The 16,976-nt window shown below is 42.4% G+C and carries 19 protein-coding genes and 1 riboswitch; of the genes, 6 read left to right on the forward strand and 13 right to left on the reverse strand.

Going from position 1 to position 16,976, the window contains the following annotated elements; all coding sequences use genetic code 11:
* Window positions 1–142: 142 nt before the first annotated feature.
* From thiD to R0K30_RS06145, 8 genes are all read right to left on the reverse strand, one after another.
* Window positions 143–949, reverse strand: coding sequence for a bifunctional hydroxymethylpyrimidine kinase/phosphomethylpyrimidine kinase (thiD, locus tag R0K30_RS06110; RefSeq protein ID WP_410609613.1), 807 nt, complete (start codon window positions 947–949; stop codon window positions 143–145).
* 17 nt (window positions 950–966) lie between these two features.
* Window positions 967–1,980 (reverse strand): thiazole biosynthesis adenylyltransferase ThiF, encoded by a 1,014-nt coding sequence (locus R0K30_RS06115; RefSeq protein WP_249705213.1) that lies wholly within the window; start codon window positions 1,978–1,980, stop codon window positions 967–969.
* Window positions 1,977–2,744, reverse strand: coding sequence for a thiazole synthase (locus R0K30_RS06120; RefSeq protein WP_410609615.1), 768 nt, complete (start codon window positions 2,742–2,744; stop codon window positions 1,977–1,979). The genes R0K30_RS06115 and R0K30_RS06120 overlap by 4 nt, the downstream gene beginning before the upstream one ends.
* Window positions 2,745–2,748: 4 nt before the next feature.
* Window positions 2,749–2,952 (reverse strand): sulfur carrier protein ThiS, encoded by a 204-nt coding sequence (gene thiS / locus R0K30_RS06125; RefSeq protein WP_099727572.1) that lies wholly within the window; start codon window positions 2,950–2,952, stop codon window positions 2,749–2,751.
* On the reverse strand, window positions 2,949–4,061 hold the full coding sequence (thiO, locus tag R0K30_RS06130; RefSeq protein ID WP_249705211.1) for a glycine oxidase ThiO: 1,113 nt from the start codon (window positions 4,059–4,061) through the stop codon (window positions 2,949–2,951). Before thiO ends, thiS begins: the two co-directional genes overlap by 4 nt.
* Window positions 4,045–4,662, reverse strand: coding sequence for a thiazole tautomerase TenI (gene tenI, locus R0K30_RS06135; RefSeq protein ID WP_249705210.1), 618 nt, complete (start codon window positions 4,660–4,662; stop codon window positions 4,045–4,047). The genes thiO and tenI overlap by 17 nt, the downstream gene beginning before the upstream one ends.
* Window positions 4,637–5,347 carry a thiaminase II gene (gene tenA, locus R0K30_RS06140; RefSeq protein WP_099727575.1) on the reverse strand — a complete coding sequence of 237 codons (711 nt, stop codon included), beginning with the start codon at window positions 5,345–5,347 and terminating at the stop codon, window positions 4,637–4,639. The genes tenI and tenA overlap by 26 nt, the downstream gene beginning before the upstream one ends.
* A gap of 78 nt (window positions 5,348–5,425) precedes the next feature.
* A riboswitch (TPP riboswitch) is annotated at window positions 5,426–5,535 on the reverse strand.
* Window positions 5,536–5,588: 53 nt separating this feature from the next.
* Window positions 5,589–7,436: a monovalent cation:proton antiporter family protein gene (locus tag R0K30_RS06145; protein ID WP_410609619.1), complete on the reverse strand. Its 1,848-nt coding sequence runs from the start codon at window positions 7,434–7,436 to the stop codon at window positions 5,589–5,591.
* A gap of 162 nt (window positions 7,437–7,598) precedes the next feature.
* Between R0K30_RS06145 and prpE the strand changes: the two genes are divergently transcribed.
* Window positions 7,599–8,342, forward strand: a complete 744-nt coding sequence (gene prpE, locus R0K30_RS06150) for a bis(5'-nucleosyl)-tetraphosphatase PrpE (RefSeq protein WP_410609621.1) — start codon at window positions 7,599–7,601, stop codon at window positions 8,340–8,342.
* A 40-nt stretch (window positions 8,343–8,382) separates the two neighbouring features.
* Here the strand turns inward: prpE and R0K30_RS06155 are convergent, their stop codons facing one another.
* From R0K30_RS06155 to R0K30_RS06170, 4 genes are all read right to left on the reverse strand, one after another.
* Entirely contained in the window at window positions 8,383–9,249 is an 867-nt protein-coding gene (locus R0K30_RS06155; RefSeq protein WP_256499468.1) for an RluA family pseudouridine synthase, read from the reverse strand.
* A 44-nt stretch (window positions 9,250–9,293) separates the two neighbouring features.
* Window positions 9,294–10,094 carry an NAD kinase gene (locus tag R0K30_RS06160; RefSeq protein ID WP_008355343.1) on the reverse strand — a complete coding sequence of 267 codons (801 nt, stop codon included), beginning with the start codon at window positions 10,092–10,094 and terminating at the stop codon, window positions 9,294–9,296.
* Window positions 10,095–10,159: 65 nt separating this feature from the next.
* Window positions 10,160–10,789, reverse strand: coding sequence for a GTP diphosphokinase (gene yjbM, locus R0K30_RS06165; RefSeq protein WP_099727579.1), 630 nt, complete (start codon window positions 10,787–10,789; stop codon window positions 10,160–10,162).
* 33 nt (window positions 10,790–10,822) lie between these two features.
* Window positions 10,823–11,188, reverse strand: coding sequence for a UPF0738 family protein (locus R0K30_RS06170; RefSeq protein ID WP_099727580.1), 366 nt, complete (start codon window positions 11,186–11,188; stop codon window positions 10,823–10,825).
* Window positions 11,189–11,424: 236 nt separating this feature from the next.
* On the opposite strand from R0K30_RS06170, the gene R0K30_RS06175 reads away from it, so the two are divergent.
* From R0K30_RS06175 to R0K30_RS06195, 5 genes are all read left to right on the forward strand, one after another.
* Window positions 11,425–12,003, forward strand: a complete 579-nt coding sequence (locus R0K30_RS06175; protein WP_099727581.1) for a CYTH domain-containing protein — start codon at window positions 11,425–11,427, stop codon at window positions 12,001–12,003.
* A 21-nt stretch (window positions 12,004–12,024) separates the two neighbouring features.
* Complete coding sequence (locus tag R0K30_RS06180; protein WP_410609625.1) at window positions 12,025–12,789, forward strand: lytic transglycosylase domain-containing protein; 765 nt, start codon at window positions 12,025–12,027, stop codon at window positions 12,787–12,789.
* Between the two features lie 279 nt (window positions 12,790–13,068).
* Window positions 13,069–13,467 (forward strand): globin domain-containing protein, encoded by a 399-nt coding sequence (locus R0K30_RS06185; RefSeq protein ID WP_099727583.1) that lies wholly within the window; start codon window positions 13,069–13,071, stop codon window positions 13,465–13,467.
* Complete coding sequence (locus R0K30_RS06190) at window positions 13,464–14,375, forward strand: ClpXP adapter SpxH family protein (protein WP_099727584.1); 912 nt, start codon at window positions 13,464–13,466, stop codon at window positions 14,373–14,375. The genes R0K30_RS06185 and R0K30_RS06190 overlap by 4 nt, the downstream gene beginning before the upstream one ends.
* Before the next feature lie 295 nt (window positions 14,376–14,670).
* Window positions 14,671–14,844: a hypothetical protein gene (locus R0K30_RS06195; protein WP_099727585.1), complete on the forward strand. Its 174-nt coding sequence runs from the start codon at window positions 14,671–14,673 to the stop codon at window positions 14,842–14,844.
* A gap of 305 nt (window positions 14,845–15,149) precedes the next feature.
* Here the strand turns inward: R0K30_RS06195 and pepF are convergent, their stop codons facing one another.
* On the reverse strand, window positions 15,150–16,976 hold the full coding sequence (pepF, locus tag R0K30_RS06200; protein WP_305881449.1) for an oligoendopeptidase F: 1,827 nt from the start codon (window positions 16,974–16,976) through the stop codon (window positions 15,150–15,152).

Here is a 16,976-nt window from a genome sequence, read left to right on the forward strand (position 1 = left end):
AAAGCCCTTGAAGTCTAGGAAGGACGAGTACTGGCATGGAGCGAATTTGACATTTGTGAGCACCAGCACGCAGGACTGACAAAGAATGCGAGGGTTTGTCTACACACTGAGACCGTCCCCACAAGTGAAGACGGTCTAATTTTTATCCTTTGATCCTGTTTTGCTGATAAGCAAAATGGTTGGTAGGCCCGTGACCAGCGCCAATATGCAAAGGATATTTGATGGCTTCATGGACAAAGGTTTCTGCTGTTTCAAAGGCTTCCTTCATGGGACATCCTTTGGCTATTTCCGCTGTTAATGCCGCTGCAAAAGTACAGCCTGTGCCATGTGTATGTGGTGTATCAATATGTTCATTTGTGACTTCAATAAAGCCTTTTCCATCATACAACAGGTCTGTGATCAGGCCGTCAGATGGACCGTGTCCACCTTTGATCACCACGTATTTCGTGCCGAGCTCATAAAGACGTTCTGCTGCTAGGTAGCGATCCTCTTTTGTCTGAATGCGTATGCCTGTCAGCACTTCTGCCTCAGGAAGATTAGGCGTTACTGCATAGCTGACAGGCAGCAAGTGTGTTTGCATTGCAGAGACAGCATCTTCATTTAATAAAGAAGCCCCGCCTTTTGCAATCATGACTGGATCTACAATCAGCTTCATCTGATATTGAAGCGTTTTTTCAGCGACCGTGTTGATCATTTCAGCACTCCACAGCATCCCCGTTTTGACGGCATCTGGCAGTAAGTCTTCTGCCACTGCATCTATTTGACTTTTGAGCGCCTCGATAGAAAGCGGATATATACCATGAACACCAAGTGTGTTTTGCGCTGTAATCGCTGTGATCGCAGACATTCCGTACACCCCGAGCTCCTGAAAGGTTTTCAAATCTGCTTGAATGCCTGCTCCGCCGCCAGAATCAGAACCCGCGATGGTTAATGCCTTTTTAATCGTCATTTCATCACACCCTCTCATTAGCCAATCCATTGATGATAAATGGTTCTCGCTTTGACAATATCACTTGTACCATGTACAAGCGCCCTGCCATCTTTGAATAAGACGAGCTTGAACTCATCCTTTTGACAAGAAAGCAAATACGGATTTTCAAGCACGTCCATTCCTGCTTTCTTTAGCCGAATGGCCACTTCATGTAAAGGCGGTGGCGTCCCTGCTGCACTGCGGATTTGCACCGTATTGCGGCCACAAAGTACGTCTGCCTTCGCTCTCTGGTCATATGAGAGAAATGGATATGTCTTCAGTCCACAGCTTGGACATTGCTCCTTCTTTAAAGACAAGATGGACCGAATGTCAGACCGTTCATTTGTCCATAAATCAAAGGATCTTAATATCGGAGTCACTTGATGTCCTGTTAAACATTTAAGAGCATCTGCCACTTGATATGCCGCCACCTGCTGCACAACCGGACTAATGATACCAGCTGTATCACATGTCATGCCTTGTGCAGGTAAATGCTCAAGCAAGCAGTGTAAACACGGCGTCTCTCCCGGAATGACAGTGAATTGAATGCCATAGCTGGCTACACAGGCTCCATAAAGGAAAGGAATTTGATGTTTGATGGCCGCATCATTTGCGATCATTCGCACCTCAAAATTATCCGCTGCATCCACAATGATCGAAGCCCCGCTGACGAGTTCATCAATATTTTGAGCGGTCACATCAATGACGATTCCTCTTACACGGACTTCACTGTTCACCTGCTTGAGTCTTTTTTCAGCCGCCACAGCCTTTGGCAGCCTGTCTTGTACATCTTGCTCTGTGTAAAGCTGCTGACGCTGAAGGTTGCTCCATTCAATATAATCTCTATCCAAAATGGTGACAGAGCCCACGCCAGCTCGAACGAGCATTTCAGCACTAGCTGTCCCTAGGGCCCCCGCTCCAATAATGACAGCCTTTGAGGCGTTTAGCCGCTCTTGCCCATCTGTTCCGATCGGCCGAAAAAGCTCTTGGCGTGAATAACGTGTGCTCAAAATGCTGGCATCCCTTCCTGCGGACTGCTGGCTGTACCATAGTTTTTCAACGGAATACGTCCTGCCTCAAAACCTAATCTTCCTGATTCAATGGCCAGCTTCATCGCTTTTGCCATTTTCACAGGGTCCTTTGCACCAGACACAGCAGTATTCAGCAATACAGCGTCAGCCCCTAGTTCCATCGCATAAGCCGCATCCTTAGGAGAGCCTACGCCCGCATCAATAATGACCGGCACCTTCGCCTGCTCGATAATAAATGAGAGATTCAGAGGGTTTAGTAAGCCTTGACCTGAACCAATTGGAGAGGCCCCTGGCATGATGGCGTGAACACCGATTTCTTCTAATTTTCTTGCCAGTACCACATCATCTGATGTATACGGCAGCACGCTAAAACCTTCTTCCAATAGCATTTCAGATGCTTTTAGCGTTTCGACTGGATCTGGCAGAAGGGATCTTGAACAGCCAATCACTTCTACCTTAATCATGTCACACAGCCCCGAAGCCTTCGCTAAACGGGCAATACGCACCGCTTCTTCCGCTGTACTTGCGCCTGCTGTATTTGGAAGTAATGTATATTTTGATAAATCAAGCTGCTCTAAAAAATTCGGCTGAGATGCTTCAAAAATGTTCATTCTTCGCACAGCAAAGGTCAAAATTTCAGCTTCTGATACGTTCACTGCTTCCTTTTGAACCTCAAATGATGGATACTTTCCTGTACCAAGTAATAGTCTTGATGTGAATGTTTTTCCGCCAATGTGTAGCATTTTGTCATCCTCCTCCTACAAAGTGAACGATTTCAATCGTGTCATTTGGTTGAATTTCTACTTGTTGAAACGTTTTTTTATCAATAACTTCTTGGTTCTTTTCGACGATCACCACACGATTTTCAAGCTGATAGGCTGATAGCAGATCATAGATCGTTCCATTCTCTTTATCGAAATCAACCACTCTGCCATTCAATTGAATTTTCATACGAACAATGCCTCCTTTCGGCCAATGCGAAACGCTTGAAGCCATTCCTCTTGGACAGGCTCGCCTAATATCAGGTCTCGAATGATTTCTCCAGTAATTGGCGCAAGTAAAATGCCATTCCGGTAATGTCCCGTCGCAAAAAGGATACGCTCATCTTCCGGGTGTCTTCCGATATAGGGATGCCGGTCGCTTGTCGCCGGACGAAGACCTGCCCAGCACTCTTCAATCGGCATCTCCTTGATAGAAGGCATGAGCTGAGACGCTTTTTGAATCACAGCTTCAATGCCGCCAAGTGTTGGAACAGCCTGCCACTCATTTGGCTTCATCGTTGCACCAATCACCAGCTTTCCGCTATCTCTTTGAACGATATAACAATGATCATGGTAAATGGTGTGTGCGAGCGCTGGACCACTATTCCACACAGACACACATTCTCCTTTTACTGGATAGAGAGAATAAGGTAACCCCAGCTCTTCAAAAAAGCGGCCAGACCATACACCACTTGCTATCGTAAGGTCATCACATGTGAATGTGCCTTTAGCTGTTCTGACAGTTAATACATCTTTGTCCCGTTTGACTTCGATCACAGGTGTAAACTCCTTCACATCCGCCCCGTACCGAACAGCCGCCTGCCACAATGCCCTGCATACCGCATAAGGCTCAACATGAACATCTTCTTCAATGAAACCTGCTCCCATGATGTCATCTGCGATTTGCGGCATACGTTTTTTCACACAACTTGCTTCAAGCCATTGAAACGTGGACAAATGCTGCATCCGGCAAAGTGCACGTTTTTCTTCTTCTGTAAAGGCCACCTTCATAATACCGCCCACTGATGTCCGAATATCAATGCCTGATTCATGCTGAAGATCGACTTTTAATTTTTCATATAATGTCTGGCTTGCTCTGCCTACCTGAAAGAAAATATCCTCATGACCCTCTCCTTCAGCATGTGCACCAAGCATTCCAGCAGCCGCACTCGTCGTTTGCTTCCCTATCTCATTTGCCTCAAGTAATAGAGCCTGCTTTCCTGCTTTTGCAAGGTGATAGGCAATTGACATCCCTATGATTCCACCGCCAATGATTGCAACGTCATAATGCTTTTTCATAAGGATTCTCCTTTAGCTTTTTAGAAAATGCTTGCGCCATGATGTGCGGCTGATGGTGAGTGAAAATTCCCGACATGACAGCAATCCCTTTCACATTCACATGCATCAAGTCCGGGATTCGATCAGGCGTCATTCCGCCAATGACCACCACCGGAATGGACAGCGCAGAAGTCAGTTCTTCCACAAGCTTTACGCCTCTCGCCTTAAGTCCTGGTTTACATGAGGTGTCATATATGTGCCCAAACATGACATACTCTGCACCACTTTCCTCGGCCGCTTTGGCTTCTTCTATCGAATGAACAGACACACCCGCATGAAGGTGAGGAAATTTTTGTCGCAGCTCCTTTGGCGAAAAGCTGTGACCTGGGAGATGTACCCGGTGAATATTGGTGAGCAGCGCAACGTCTACTCGGTCATTGATAACGAGTTTCTCTTTCGGTACACCTTCTGAAAGGAGTTGTCTCACGAGATCAACAAGTTCACTTGCTGTTTTAGACCGTTCCCGGATATGAATAAAGTCCACTTTAGATTCAATGGCTTTTATTTGCTTGATCAGCTCATTGACCGGAAACGAATCATTTGTCACTGCGTGGAGTTCCATTTGCACCAACCCCATCCAAGCATGCTGTTTGCCACGTTTCTTTTTTATACGCCATCTCCCAGAAATGGTATTCGTAATAGCTTGAAATCACAAAATTTTCTTTCATATTGGCCCGCACATGTTCTGGTGCTTTTTCCGCAAGTTCATCAAAGCGGTTGACCTGTTCAAAGACAAGCTCTTTAAACCAATCTCCTCCATATGTCAAAATCCATTCTTGATAAATCGGATGGTCAGGTGTCGTTTGTTTCAGCTTTTCTCCCACCTCATAATATAGCCAGTAGCACGGCAATAACGCGGCTAAAATTTCTTCAAATCGTCCGCTTTTCACAGACCTGTACATATGTGAGGTATACGCATAAGCAGTGGGTGAAGGCTTAAAGCTTTCAAGTGCTTCATCAGAGATCTGAAGCAGCTCTGTGAACTTTCTATGCAGCGATAGCTCTGCTTCATACGTGCCCTGCGCATGATACGCCATTCTGCCCGTCGTATGTAAGTCCTCACTAATGGCAGCTCCATATGCTTGCATCTTTGCGAAATGAGTTAAATAATACGAATCCTGCATCACGTAATAGGTGAACCGATCGAGTGAAAGTGTGCCATCTCCAATCCCTTTCACAAAAGGATGCGTAAAGCTTCCATTCCACCATGTTGCTGCTGCCTCTTTACATTCCTTTGAAAATGTCATGTTTCTCTCCTCCTGTTTCTTCATATAAAAAAGCCACTTTCCGCGTGGAAAGTGGCTTGGAATTTGTAAAAAGCATAGTCAAAAACCGCACCACTTCCCTACGCAGGTATGAACCTGTTCAGGTAATGAGGGTCTAAAAGTCGACACTTTTATCTCAGCCCTTTTAAAGGACTCCCCTAGTGGATCAAACATATAATGTTGTACCTCTATCTTAATCAGGAATTGTTCATTGGTCAAGGGTTCATTGCAACTCTAATTGGGCTCTAAGTCCTGCTACATACTCACGAGAGCCCGACACAAGCACGCGGTCTCCGCTTCTGAGCGTCGTATCTCCGTGCGGTACTAAGCTGTCTACCCCTCTGAAAATACGGACAAAGACCAAATCACCGATAAACGGAAATTCCCTCAGCATGACATTATGATACCGATGATTGTTCATTTGAATTTGATACAAGGAAGTATCCTCATTTGTTAACAATCGAATCGCATCTGGTGCTTCAATCAAGGCTCTTAGCACCGTTTTAGATGATAGGAAATTCGAAAACGTATCAATACCCGCTTCCTTCAATGTCAGCTCTGCCTCAGCTTTGTTGACACTAGCAATGACTTGTTTCGCTCCTTCTTCTTTTGCAAATAAAGCAATTTCCTTATTTTGCGTCTCGCTGCCTGTTGCTACGACTAGAACATCCTCCCGGCCGATGCCTGCCTTTCTCAGCGTTTCATCGTCGTACTCTTCAATCGCTTCAACTTCAAAGATCGAATCGGCAAGCAGTGCTTCTTTATTTTCTTGAAAAACGTGCAAAATACGGATGTCATATTCATCCTGATGCAAGTCAAGTGTCACAGGTAAAGTCAGCTGGTTTGCGCCAATAAAGGTCACACGTTTTTTTTGATTCGCTTCTTGTTCTTTTTTAAACAGCGCTTTAAACCAAACAGGCGTTAAAATACTCGTCAGCACAGCGACTAAAATCAGTGCGCCTGACATTTTATGATCAATGACACCGAGCCGCTCCCCAATCGTCGCAGCTGCAATGACGAGTGATAACGTCGATGTTAATAAAAAGCCGGAGCCGATGACTTTTTTCATGTCATACCATTTTTTCAAATAAAGAATTGGAATTAGCTTACTAAGCAGTAATGCAAAAAACAATAGCGGAATCATGATCATAATGGTTGGGTCCTTGAACAGCGCCCATATATTCAAGTCCACACCGACCATCACAAAAAAGATCGGGATTAAAAATCCGTAACCAAATGAGTCCAGCTGCTGAACAAGCTCTTTATTTGGCGAAAGAAGGGACACGAGCACACCTGCTAAAAACGCCCCAAGAATATTTTCAGCACCGAGTGATTCAGATAAGGCAACTAAGACTATAATGAGAGTAAAGATTGCCCTTGTCCCAATTTGCACCGTTCCTTTTGACATGGACTGAAAAATGGATTTTGTCTTAAATACTCGGCCAAATAAATAAAGAAGAATGCCTGCTGCAAATAATAATAGCAGAAGCCACATGTTCCCTGTTCCATCGCCATAAATGGAGGAAAACACAGCCAGTAAAATCATTGTCACCAAATCAGCAATGACGGCCACAAGCAGAATGATTTGACCAATATTCGTCTGCATCAACTTTTCCTCTTTTAAGGTTGGAACCACTACACCTAATGAGATGGTGGAAATGATGAGCGTCATTAAAAAGGCATTTTGAATAAACCCTGCAAGTACAAACGCATAGGACAGGATAAAGGAAATACAAAATACCCCAAGAAAAATTATGGTGGCTGCTTTAAACGTATTTGGTTCTTTTAAACCACTTGGAAGTTCTCGTGCTTTCTTCTTTGATTCAAAAGAAGAAAAATCTATTTCAAGTCCACTTAAAAACATCAGAAAAATAAAACCGAGCATGGATAACGTATCTAGCCATGCATCATGTTCGACAACCAGTTGAAACCCGCTTTTTCCAATGATGAGCCCCATGATAATTTCAGCGACAACGACCGGAATGGTCAACTTAAATCGGTGCAATAAAATGGGGGTGAAAAAGGCGACAATAATAACGACAACGAGTGATGAAACAGATGTATGCTCCATTGGCTAAAGCCTCCTAACATTGATGTTTAATCTTTTAAGTCTTACGTTAAAGCATTGATTCTAACAATTGCCTAAATGAAATGAAAGCCATTCGGTATATGTTCTAAAATTCAAACTTCTTTATACCCGATGAATGGATGAGAAAGATCAGGAGGAAACCTTATGAAATTCGATATCATTGGTGATATCCACGGCTGCTTCGAAGAGCTGCTTACCCTCATACACAAACTAGGATACGAACTCAAACATGGATTACCCGTCCATCCTGATAAGAGAACGCTAGCACTTGTCGGTGATTTAACAGATCGAGGCCCTCAATCAGTAGACGTGATGCAATTTGTCATACATGCCTATTCACATGGAGCGATCCGTTACGTGCCTGGAAACCATTGCTTTAAGCTTTATCGCTATTTGAAAGGAAATCCCGTTAAATTACTGCATGGCATTGAAACAACAGTGAACGAAATAAAAAAACTGCCGCTTCATGAAAAAAACAAATTATCACATGAATTTAAACAGTTATTTGAGAAGGCTCCGCTTTATGATGTGCTGATTCCAGATGAGCTGATCATTGCACACGCAGCGATGAAGGAAAAGGATATTGGAAAGGAGCCGAATAAACAGATGCGATCCTATCTATTATTTGGTGCTGTCACAGGAGAGACTTGGCCAGATGGACGACCTGTGCGGAAGGATTGGGCAAAGGAATATGAAGGGAAACCGTGGATTGTTTACGGTCATACACCGGTGAAAGAACCTCGATTCGTTGGCAAAACAGTCAATATTGATACAGGCTGCGTTTTTGGAAATCAGCTGTCGGCTCTTCAATATCCTGAGCTTGAAACTGTCTCTGTCCCTTCATCTATGCCTTATGATGATTCTAGATTCCAGCATTTCACATCATAAAAACCCGGCCCTGCTTTGCAGGTGACCGGGTTTTCATTGTTTAAAGAAGCAATGCCTTCATGTCAGCTGGCAATGGAGCCGAAAATGTCATTTGCTCACCTGTCATCGGATGAGGAAAGATAAGGGTTTCACTATGCAGCGCCTGCCGGTCTATCCGCTCGCTCGTTCCGCCATACAGCGTATCACCGATGAGCGGATGACCAAGATATTGCATGTGCACACGAATTTGATGTGTTCTTCCAGTTTCAAGTACAAGAGACACATCCGACATGTTCAAATCAGCGTCTACCTGTCGTACTGTATAATGCGTCACTGCCTCCTGGCCAGCCTCATCGACCATGCGTTCAATGATACTATCCCCTTTTCGGGCAATTTTTGCACGAACGGTTCCGTGCTTTTGTGCAATTATGCCCTGTGTAAAAGCTCTGTACGTTCGCTTGACCTCCCCTTCTTTTTGCGCTTTTGATAAAAGGCTGTGTGCAAAGCGATGTTTGGCGACAAGCATCACGCCAGATGTATCACGATCAAGACGGCTCACCAAATGAACCGTCAGCCGCACTGACTGCTCAGCATAATGGTAAAGCAGACCATTCGCAATACTATGCTCAGGATGCTCTCTAGAAGGAATGGATGGGATATATGGCTTTTTATTCAGCACAAGCACATGCTCATCCTCAAATATAATATCCAGCGGAATCGGAGCTGGTTTTAGACCTTCACTCACTTTTTCCTCAGGAAATAAAATGGTGAGCCTGTCTCCCTCGTGAAGCTCGTATCTCACGGTGACATGCTCTCCATTAATCAGCAGATCACCGCCATCAAATTTAATATCCGTCAGCATTCTTTTTGAAATGCCAAGATCAATTAAAAAGTCCTTTAAGAGCAGCCCCTTTTCTTTGGCTGTCATGGTTTTGGTTAACGTAAAGTATTTCAGCGAGAACGACCTCTTTCTTATTCTCCTTTTCCGATAAAGGAATCTTGCACCCTTTTCCAAAACGGAAATGGTCTAAATCGGGCAAAACGAACATTCTCGTCTGCCACCCGGCATTGAATAGATTTAACATCTTTATGAAGCAGCGACAAATGATCAATTGTTACCTGAAAATCAACATCATTAATTGGTTTGATTACACAAGTATGGTGGTCTGGCAAAATCAGCGGTGAACCGACCGTACGGAATACTCTGTTGTTGATTGAGGCCATTTCTGCCAGCTGAATGGCTCTAATGGAAGGGTGGATAATGGCGCCCCCAAGTGCTTTATTATAGGCCGTACTGCCAGATGGCGTAGACAAACAAAGACCGTCTCCTCTGAAAGTTTCAAAAAGCTGACCCCTAATTTCAACATCTGCCACAAGCGTACCTTCCATACTTTTAATCGTACATTCATTCATTGCTAAATATTTCTCTTCCCGGCCGCCATCGTTGTATCTGACGATGACTTCAAGAATCGGATATTCCACAATATGATAAGGTGTTTTGGCAATCGCTAGGACAAGCTTTTCGATTTCACTTGGCACCCAATCAGCATAAAAACCAAGATGACCTGTATGAACACCAACAAAAGCCGTTTCATTCAGGCGGTTGCTATAGCGGTGAAAGGCATATAAAAGGGTTCCGTCTCCTCCAACAGTAATGACAAGATCCGGTTCCTCTTCATTTAATTCCATTCCAAAATCCAATAAGTAGGTCTGAATTTTATTTTTAAGTGTGTCAGATACAGAATTCCCTTTCGAAGAAACTGCAAATTTCATGAATTCTTCTCCTTTTCCACCTTGCTGCTATGAGAGGGCAGCATCATATTTGATCAAGCTTAGGCTCAGCTATCGTTTTTCTTTTTCCGGGAAAATGCCACTTGTGCTTCTTGAATTTCCCCTCTGATTTCAGACATCTCATCATCAAGAAGAGATGCTGCCTCAGAAGCTCTTTGAAGGCGCAGTTTGACCTTCTCTGGGATATTCCCGCTATATTTATAATTCAGAGAATGCTCGATGGTCGCCCAAAAGTTCATAGCAAGCGTACGAATTTGGATTTCGACAAGGAGCTGCTTCTCTCCGTTGACTGTTTGCAGCGGATATAACACAACAAGGTGGTACGAGCGGTATCCGCTTTCTTTATGTTCTGCAATATAGTCGCGTTTATCTACAACCACAAAGTCTTTTCGTGACTGGAGCATTTTTTTCACAACTTGTATATCTTCTACAAACTGGCACATAATGCGAAGCCCAGCAATATCCTGCATGGTTTCAATCTCATGCATCGGGATGTTTTTACGCTTTGCCTTTTCTAATATGCTGGCAACGGGTTTCACCCGGCCTGTGACAAATTCTACTGGTGAATGGTCATCCTCAAATTCATACAGCTTTCGAATGCCTTTTAGTTTCACTTTTAATTCTTCGACTGCTTGTTTATACGGTGCGAGGAATTGATCCCATTGTTTTTTGTCCATGAAATTTCCCCCAATTCCAAATACCTAATTATTTCAGAGGAATGTGCTTTTCACTTTCTCTTCCATATCTCCGTAATTGGCATTGTCTTTAATATTGTCAATTAAATAGTTTAATTCCTGATGAAGTTGAATGAGTTCTAACGATTGTTCTTCCGCCGCCAAATAGACAGGGATGTCAAGATTCATTGCTTCTTTTAATGGAGCCCATGTATGTTCCCCTAAAATAAGATACATAAAAGACTCCTCGGTTTCGAGTATGTAAACGAACGCAAAGTGATCAGAATCAACAAGCATTTGTCCTGATGCTTTTGCTTTTTGAATTTGCTCCTCTGACTGGATCGTCAAAATCAGCCTGTCTTCTTTTAAAGTTGCTTCTGTGATTTCAATTCTGTTTTGCATCATGATCTCCTTTACAACAAAGTACAGCTTTATTTTATCATATCAAGTTCAATATTGATAAACCGAACTTTTTGCGAAAATGCCGTTTTCTTCTTTTATATGAACATTTCACACCATTCAGCCTAAATGTTGGCACATGTTAAAGGACTTAATAAAGAAAAAAACAGACTTTTACATAGAGAACACACATCATGTACAATATGAATATTTCCTCTAAATGAAAGGTTGATGTTAAAGTGGCACAGGAAATTGAAATCGAACTAAAGCAATTATTACTGAAAGAAGAATTTGAACAGCTAAAACAATATTTTCAATTGAAGGATGCGGATTTCCGCACTCAAACCAACTATTACTTTGATACACCTCAATTTGATATAAAATCTCAATTTGCTGCATTAAGGATGAGAGAAAAAGACGGCAAATGGGTCCTCACGTTAAAGGAACCACACGAGATAGGCTTGCTTGAAACCCACCAAACGATCGCTCCTCCTTCAAGCCTTGACGATTTTCAGCTACCAGAAGGCGAAGTGGCTGACAGGTTAGACCATCTGAACATTCAAAAGAATCAAATTGTGTATTTTGGTTCACTTGAAACGTCGAGAGCAGAAAAAATGATCAAAGAAGGCTTAATTGTTTTGGATCACAGCCGATATTTAACAGTAGAGGACTATGAACTTGAATTTGAAGTGAGCGACCTGGAAATCGGACAAACCGCATTCTCCGCATTGCTCCAAAAATTCCAAATTCCTGTACGAAACACGAAAAACAAAGTCGTACGTTTTTATGAAGAAAAAATGAAAACACAGAATAGATGAATTCCTTGAAGGAGGAACATGATGAACGTCAATCAACTTCAATCCTTTATGCAGCTTCAAGCGCTCAAAACGTTACAATCGGATAACGGGCAATCGCAAATGCCGACTGGCCAAGAATCGAGCGCTCAAGCTTCATTCCAGTCGCTTTTGCAAGATTTTTTAGGCGGATCAGAACTATCACGTCTCCCGCTCTCAATCTCTGCTTTTATGGATACGGACCCATCAACGGCTCCGAACACACAATATGCGCGTACGAATCCATACCTATCTGCCATCGCCGGCAGTGAACAGCTTCAAGCCCAGTCTTTATATGCAGATGACGCTCAATTAAATACGGCGAATGGCATTGGAAACGTCTTAAACAACAGCTATGCGCCGCCGCTTCAAAAAGCGGTCTCAAGCGGTTCATCAAAAGAGGTGAATCAGATCGTGTCACAAATGGCTGAAAAGCATGGCGTCCCAGAGAAGTTGATCCACGCTGTCATCAAGCAAGAATCCGGCTATCGCTCGAATGCTGTCAGTCATGCAGGTGCGCTTGGGCTCATGCAGCTCATGCCGTCTACTGCTAAATCACTTGGCGTGAGCAATGCCTTTGATGCGTCCCAAAACATTGAAGGCGGTACGAAGTATTTAAAACAAATGCTTCAGAAATATAATGGAAATGTCTCACTCGCCTTAGCTGCCTATAACGCAGGCTCAGGAAACGTAGATAAATACGGAGGCATTCCCCCATTTAAAGAGACACAAAATTATGTAAAGAAAATCACAGCTCAATATTATGCCTAAACCGAAGAGAATAACCTCTTCGGTTTTTTGTATGTCGCTTTTCACCCTTTTTTGACTGAATGTGTTATGATATGGTCAATTGATCACGGAACCCCTCTCTCTCTCTGTATTTCCAATAGGCCAAAGCGGTTTGTTTGTGGAATTGAGTTGAGGTTGTTAAAATAAGTATACAAGAATAGAAACAACAAAATAGAATAAACTGAATATCACTTTTGAAATAAATGAAATTCGCAATAGGGTGATCCATCCTATTAGCTACGAGTAAAAGGAGTAGTCAACATGGTACAATCGTTTAACGCACCTTACGAAGCGGTTGGAGAGGAACTTCTATCGCAACTTGTTGATACTTTTTATGAAAATGTAAAGTGTCATCCCTTGCTTCATCCTATTTTCCCGGATGACTTAAAAGAAACAGCAAGAAAACAAAAACAGTTTCTAACTCAATATTTAGGCGGACCCCCGCTTTATACAGACGAGCATGGTCACCCCATGCTGCGGGCGAGACATCTCCCTTTTCCGATTACGGAGGAGCGGGCTGACGCATGGCTTGAATGCATGGAGGATGCAATGGATCAAGTAGGACTAACCGGCGATATTCGTGACTTTTTATTTGAGCGGCTTTCTCTGACGGCTCGTCATATGGTCAATCAAACACCTGAAAAGGACGGACGATCTTGAGCTGCAATCAGCACGATCAATATTTCTCACACTGTCACGGACATCCTCAAAAGCCGATTGAAATCTATGTATTCATTGATCCTCTCAGCCCAGACTGCTGGTTATTGGAGCCATCAATTAAAAAATTGAAGATGAAGTATGGCCGTTTCTTCACTTTACGAACGGTCACAAGTTCGAGTATTAATGCATTGAACCGGAAAAGAAAAAAGCATTTGCTGACAGAAGCATGGGGGAAATTTGCCACCAAAACTCAGACTAAAAAAGAACAAATGCTGTCTGAACAAATTGTGACATCACCTTATCTCGCCTCGCTCGCACTAAAAGCAGCTGAGCTTCAAGGCAGAAAATGTGGAATGAAATTTTTACGTCTCATTCAAGAATCCCTTTTTTGTCATCAGCAAGATGTCACAAGTGAACATGTCTTGCTGGAAAATGCAAAAAGTGCCGGACTGGACATTGAGGAGTTCCAGCGGGATATCCATTCTCAAAGTGCTGTCAAAGCATTACAATGTGATATGAAAATCGCAGCTGAGATGGACGTATCTGAGCTCCCTACCTTCGCGTTTTTTAATACGATTAACGGAGATGAAGGATTAAAGATTTCAGGTGCTTACTCTTATGATATATACGAGGAAATTCTCTTTGAAATGATTGGTGAAAAACCTACACCTTCAGAACGACCTCCGATTGAATGGTTTATTGCTTACTTTCAATTTGCCTCTGCAAAAGAGATTGCCGTAGTATATGACTTGACGCTTGAAGAAGTTGAACGAAAAATGAAGAAGCTGGCTTTCGCCAAAAAGGTAGAACGTGTACAAGTACATCAAGAAATGTTTTGGCGCTATAAAGAAGATGAAAGCCATTCAGATCTTGACGTCTACCGCTGTGAGAATGAACATGGGTGCTGACCCGTGTTTTTTCTTTACTCACACAAGAACACCTGTTCTGTTTTTTAACACGAAGAAACCGCGCCGGGATAAGCGCGGTTTCACTATGTCTTAACGACAACAAAGGGGATGGGAGAAATTTTTCACGGTCAAACAAAGGGGTAATGTTTGTATGTGATTAATTTCACATCTGTAGTATATCAAATTTTGTCGACTTATGACAACCGATATGCTATATGTTCATATTTTTGTCACAAAACATAAGAGGGTTTTCACTTTCATATAGTGAAAGTAACGAAAAAATGGAGGGATTTGCATGCGCAGCACAACCATTGGACTTGTTGCCATTGGCTTATGTTTCTTTTTAAATATATTAGGCTTAATGAAAATGCTGCCTCTTTATCTGACGTCTCCGCTCTTATTTGCTTCCATTTTCTTTACGCTCTATCGTATGAACCACCGTAAGACCTTTAAAGGATTTAAAGGTTGATGATGTGCAAGAACGACCTCCTCATGAGAAGAGGTCTCAGCGTGTAGACAAACCCTCGCATTCCGTGTCAGTCCTGCGTGCCGGTGCTCACGAATGTCAAATTCGCTCCGCTCCGGTACTCGTCCTTCCTAGACTTCAAAGGTTTTCTATCACGCTGAATAGAAGACAAAGGGCTAAAATAAAGATCATTTTAGCCCTTTGTCAACAATCTGCGACCTCCTCATGAGAGGTCTTTTTTTATGATCAGAAAAAAACTCCTGTCAAAAGATGAGCTTGCACTCACACGTCTGACAGAAGTCTTTTCATTACTCACCCGTTTTTGAGATGAGTTCTTCCATTTCTTTGAGTTTTTCTTCGAACAATTGACAAGCTGCTTCAATTGGTTCCTTAGATGCCATATCAACACCTGCTTTTTTCAGCACATTGATTGGGTAATCAGAGCTTCCTGCTTTAAGGAAATCTGTATAACGCTCCACCGCAGGTTTACCTTCTGCTAATATTTGCTTGCTTAATGCCTGCGCCGCACTATAGCCTGTCGCATATTGGTACACATAATAGTTGTAATAGAAATGAGGGATTCTCGTCCATTCTAATCCGATTTCCTTATCAACAACCATGCCGTCGCCAAAATATTTCTTATTCAGGTCGTAATAAAGGTTCGTCATGAACTCTGGCGTTAATGCCTCTCCTTCTTGCGCTTTCACATGAATAAGATGCTCAAACTCAGCAAACATCGTTTGTCTGAATACCGTTCCTCTAAACCCTTCTAACAAGTGATTTAACACATACAAACGCTGCTTTTTATCCTCTAAATGATTTAGCAAATATTCGCCTAGTAACGCTTCATTTGTTGTGGAAGCCACTTCAGCTACAAAAATACTGTAGTTTCCATAAGGATAAGGCTGGTGCTTTCTTGTATAGTAGCTATGGACAGAGTGCCCAAATTCATGAGCCAGTGTAAATAAATTATCAATATTATTTTGCCAGTTCATCAGGATATATGGATTGGTACCATAGCTTCCTGATGAATACGCACCGCTTCGTTTCCCTTTATTCTCATAAACGTCTACCCAGCGATTGTTGAGTCCTTCTTTTAACACGGACACATATTCTTCCCCTAATGGCGATAACCCTTTCAGCATATAATCCTTTGCTTCATCGTAGGTTAACTTCATGCCAGCATCTTTCACAAGTGGTGTATACAAGTCATAATTGTGCACTTCATCAAGCTTTAATACCTTTTTACGTAATTCAATATAACGGTGTAATAACGGTAAGTATTGATGAACTGTATCAATTAGATTGTCATACACTTCTTCTGGAATGCTATTTCTTGATAGTGCTGCTTCTCTTGCAGATTTGTAATTTCGTACTTTCGCATAAAAATTATCTTTTTTAATCGAACCGCTCAGTGTAGAAGCAAGTGTATTCTTATACTGATCATATGTTTTATACACAGCTTTGAAAGCATTCTTTCTCACTTCACGATCATCACTGTTTAAAAATGTGATGAAGTTGCCGTGGGTAATTTTCTTTTCTTCCCCATTCTCATCCTTTACAGAAGGGAACGAAATATCGGCATTGTTAAACATACTAAAAGTTGTGGATGAAGATGAGAGAGGTTCAGAGGCCTCAGCTAATAAAGCTTCTTGCTCCTCACTTAAAATATGTGGGCGCTCTTTGTTAATTTCTTCGAGAGCGTGAGAATAAAGTTTTAATTCTTCTTTTTCCAGAATAAATTGCTGCAGTTTATCTTCTTGAATCGATAAAATCTCAGGAACAATATAAGCAGATGTACTAGACAGCTGTGTAAATAAATTGGACGCCTTATCATTTAATGCCTGAAATGATGAATTTGTTGTATCTTCATCGTATTTCATGTGCGCATATGTATAAAGCTTGCCAAGCTTTTCAGAAAGTTGATCCTGAAATGTTAGGGCTTCATACAGGACATCAGCAGAATGAGCCAGCTTGCCTTTAAATTGGGCTAGCTTAGGAATTTCTTTTTTTACAGCTTCGAATTCCTTGCTCCATGAATCGACGCTTTCAAAAATATCTTCAAGACGCCATTTGTTTTCTTCTTTTACTTCGCTTCTGTCTGGTAAATGGTTGTTTTTGCTTTGTGAAGTCAT

Source organism: Bacillus sp. SIMBA_154 (assembly GCF_046536015.1).
In the GTDB taxonomy this organism is placed as follows: Bacteria; Bacillota; Bacilli; order Bacillales; family Bacillaceae; genus Bacillus; species Bacillus pumilus_P.

Bases quoted from the DNA above. Each gene is read 5' to 3' on its own strand.
- prpE (WP_410609621.1), top strand. From the start codon at position 7,599: ATGAAATTCGATATCATTGGTGATATCCACGGCTGCTTCGAAGAGCTG.
- thiD (WP_410609613.1), bottom strand. From the start codon at position 949: ATGACGATTAAAAAGGCATTAACCATCGCGGGTTCTGATTCTGGCGGC.
- R0K30_RS06155 (WP_256499468.1), bottom strand. From the start codon at position 9,249: ATGACAGCCAAAGAAAAGGGGCTGCTCTTAAAGGACTTTTTAATTGAT.
- R0K30_RS06120 (WP_410609615.1), bottom strand. From the start codon at position 2,744: ATGCTACACATTGGCGGAAAAACATTCACATCAAGACTATTACTTGGT.
- thiS (WP_099727572.1), bottom strand. From the start codon at position 2,952: ATGAAAATTCAATTGAATGGCAGAGTGGTTGATTTCGATAAAGAGAAT.
- pepF (WP_305881449.1), bottom strand. From the start codon at position 16,976: ATGACTTCACAAAGCAAAAACAACCATTTACCAGACAGAAGCGAAGTA.
- yjbM (WP_099727579.1), bottom strand. From the start codon at position 10,789: ATGGACAAAAAACAATGGGATCAATTCCTCGCACCGTATAAACAAGCA.
- R0K30_RS06145 (WP_410609619.1), bottom strand. From the start codon at position 7,436: ATGGAGCATACATCTGTTTCATCACTCGTTGTCGTTATTATTGTCGCC.
- tenI (WP_249705210.1), bottom strand. From the start codon at position 4,662: ATGGAACTCCACGCAGTGACAAATGATTCGTTTCCGGTCAATGAGCTG.
- R0K30_RS06195 (WP_099727585.1), top strand. From the start codon at position 14,671: ATGCGCAGCACAACCATTGGACTTGTTGCCATTGGCTTATGTTTCTTT.
- thiO (WP_249705211.1), bottom strand. From the start codon at position 4,061: ATGAAAAAGCATTATGACGTTGCAATCATTGGCGGTGGAATCATAGGG.
- tenA (WP_099727575.1), bottom strand. From the start codon at position 5,347: ATGACATTTTCAAAGGAATGTAAAGAGGCAGCAGCAACATGGTGGAAT.
- R0K30_RS06185 (WP_099727583.1), top strand. From the start codon at position 13,069: ATGGTACAATCGTTTAACGCACCTTACGAAGCGGTTGGAGAGGAACTT.
- R0K30_RS06160 (WP_008355343.1), bottom strand. From the start codon at position 10,094: ATGAAATTTGCAGTTTCTTCGAAAGGGAATTCTGTATCTGACACACTT.
- R0K30_RS06170 (WP_099727580.1), bottom strand. From the start codon at position 11,188: ATGCAAAACAGAATTGAAATCACAGAAGCAACTTTAAAAGAAGACAGG.
- R0K30_RS06180 (WP_410609625.1), top strand. From the start codon at position 12,025: ATGAACGTCAATCAACTTCAATCCTTTATGCAGCTTCAAGCGCTCAAA.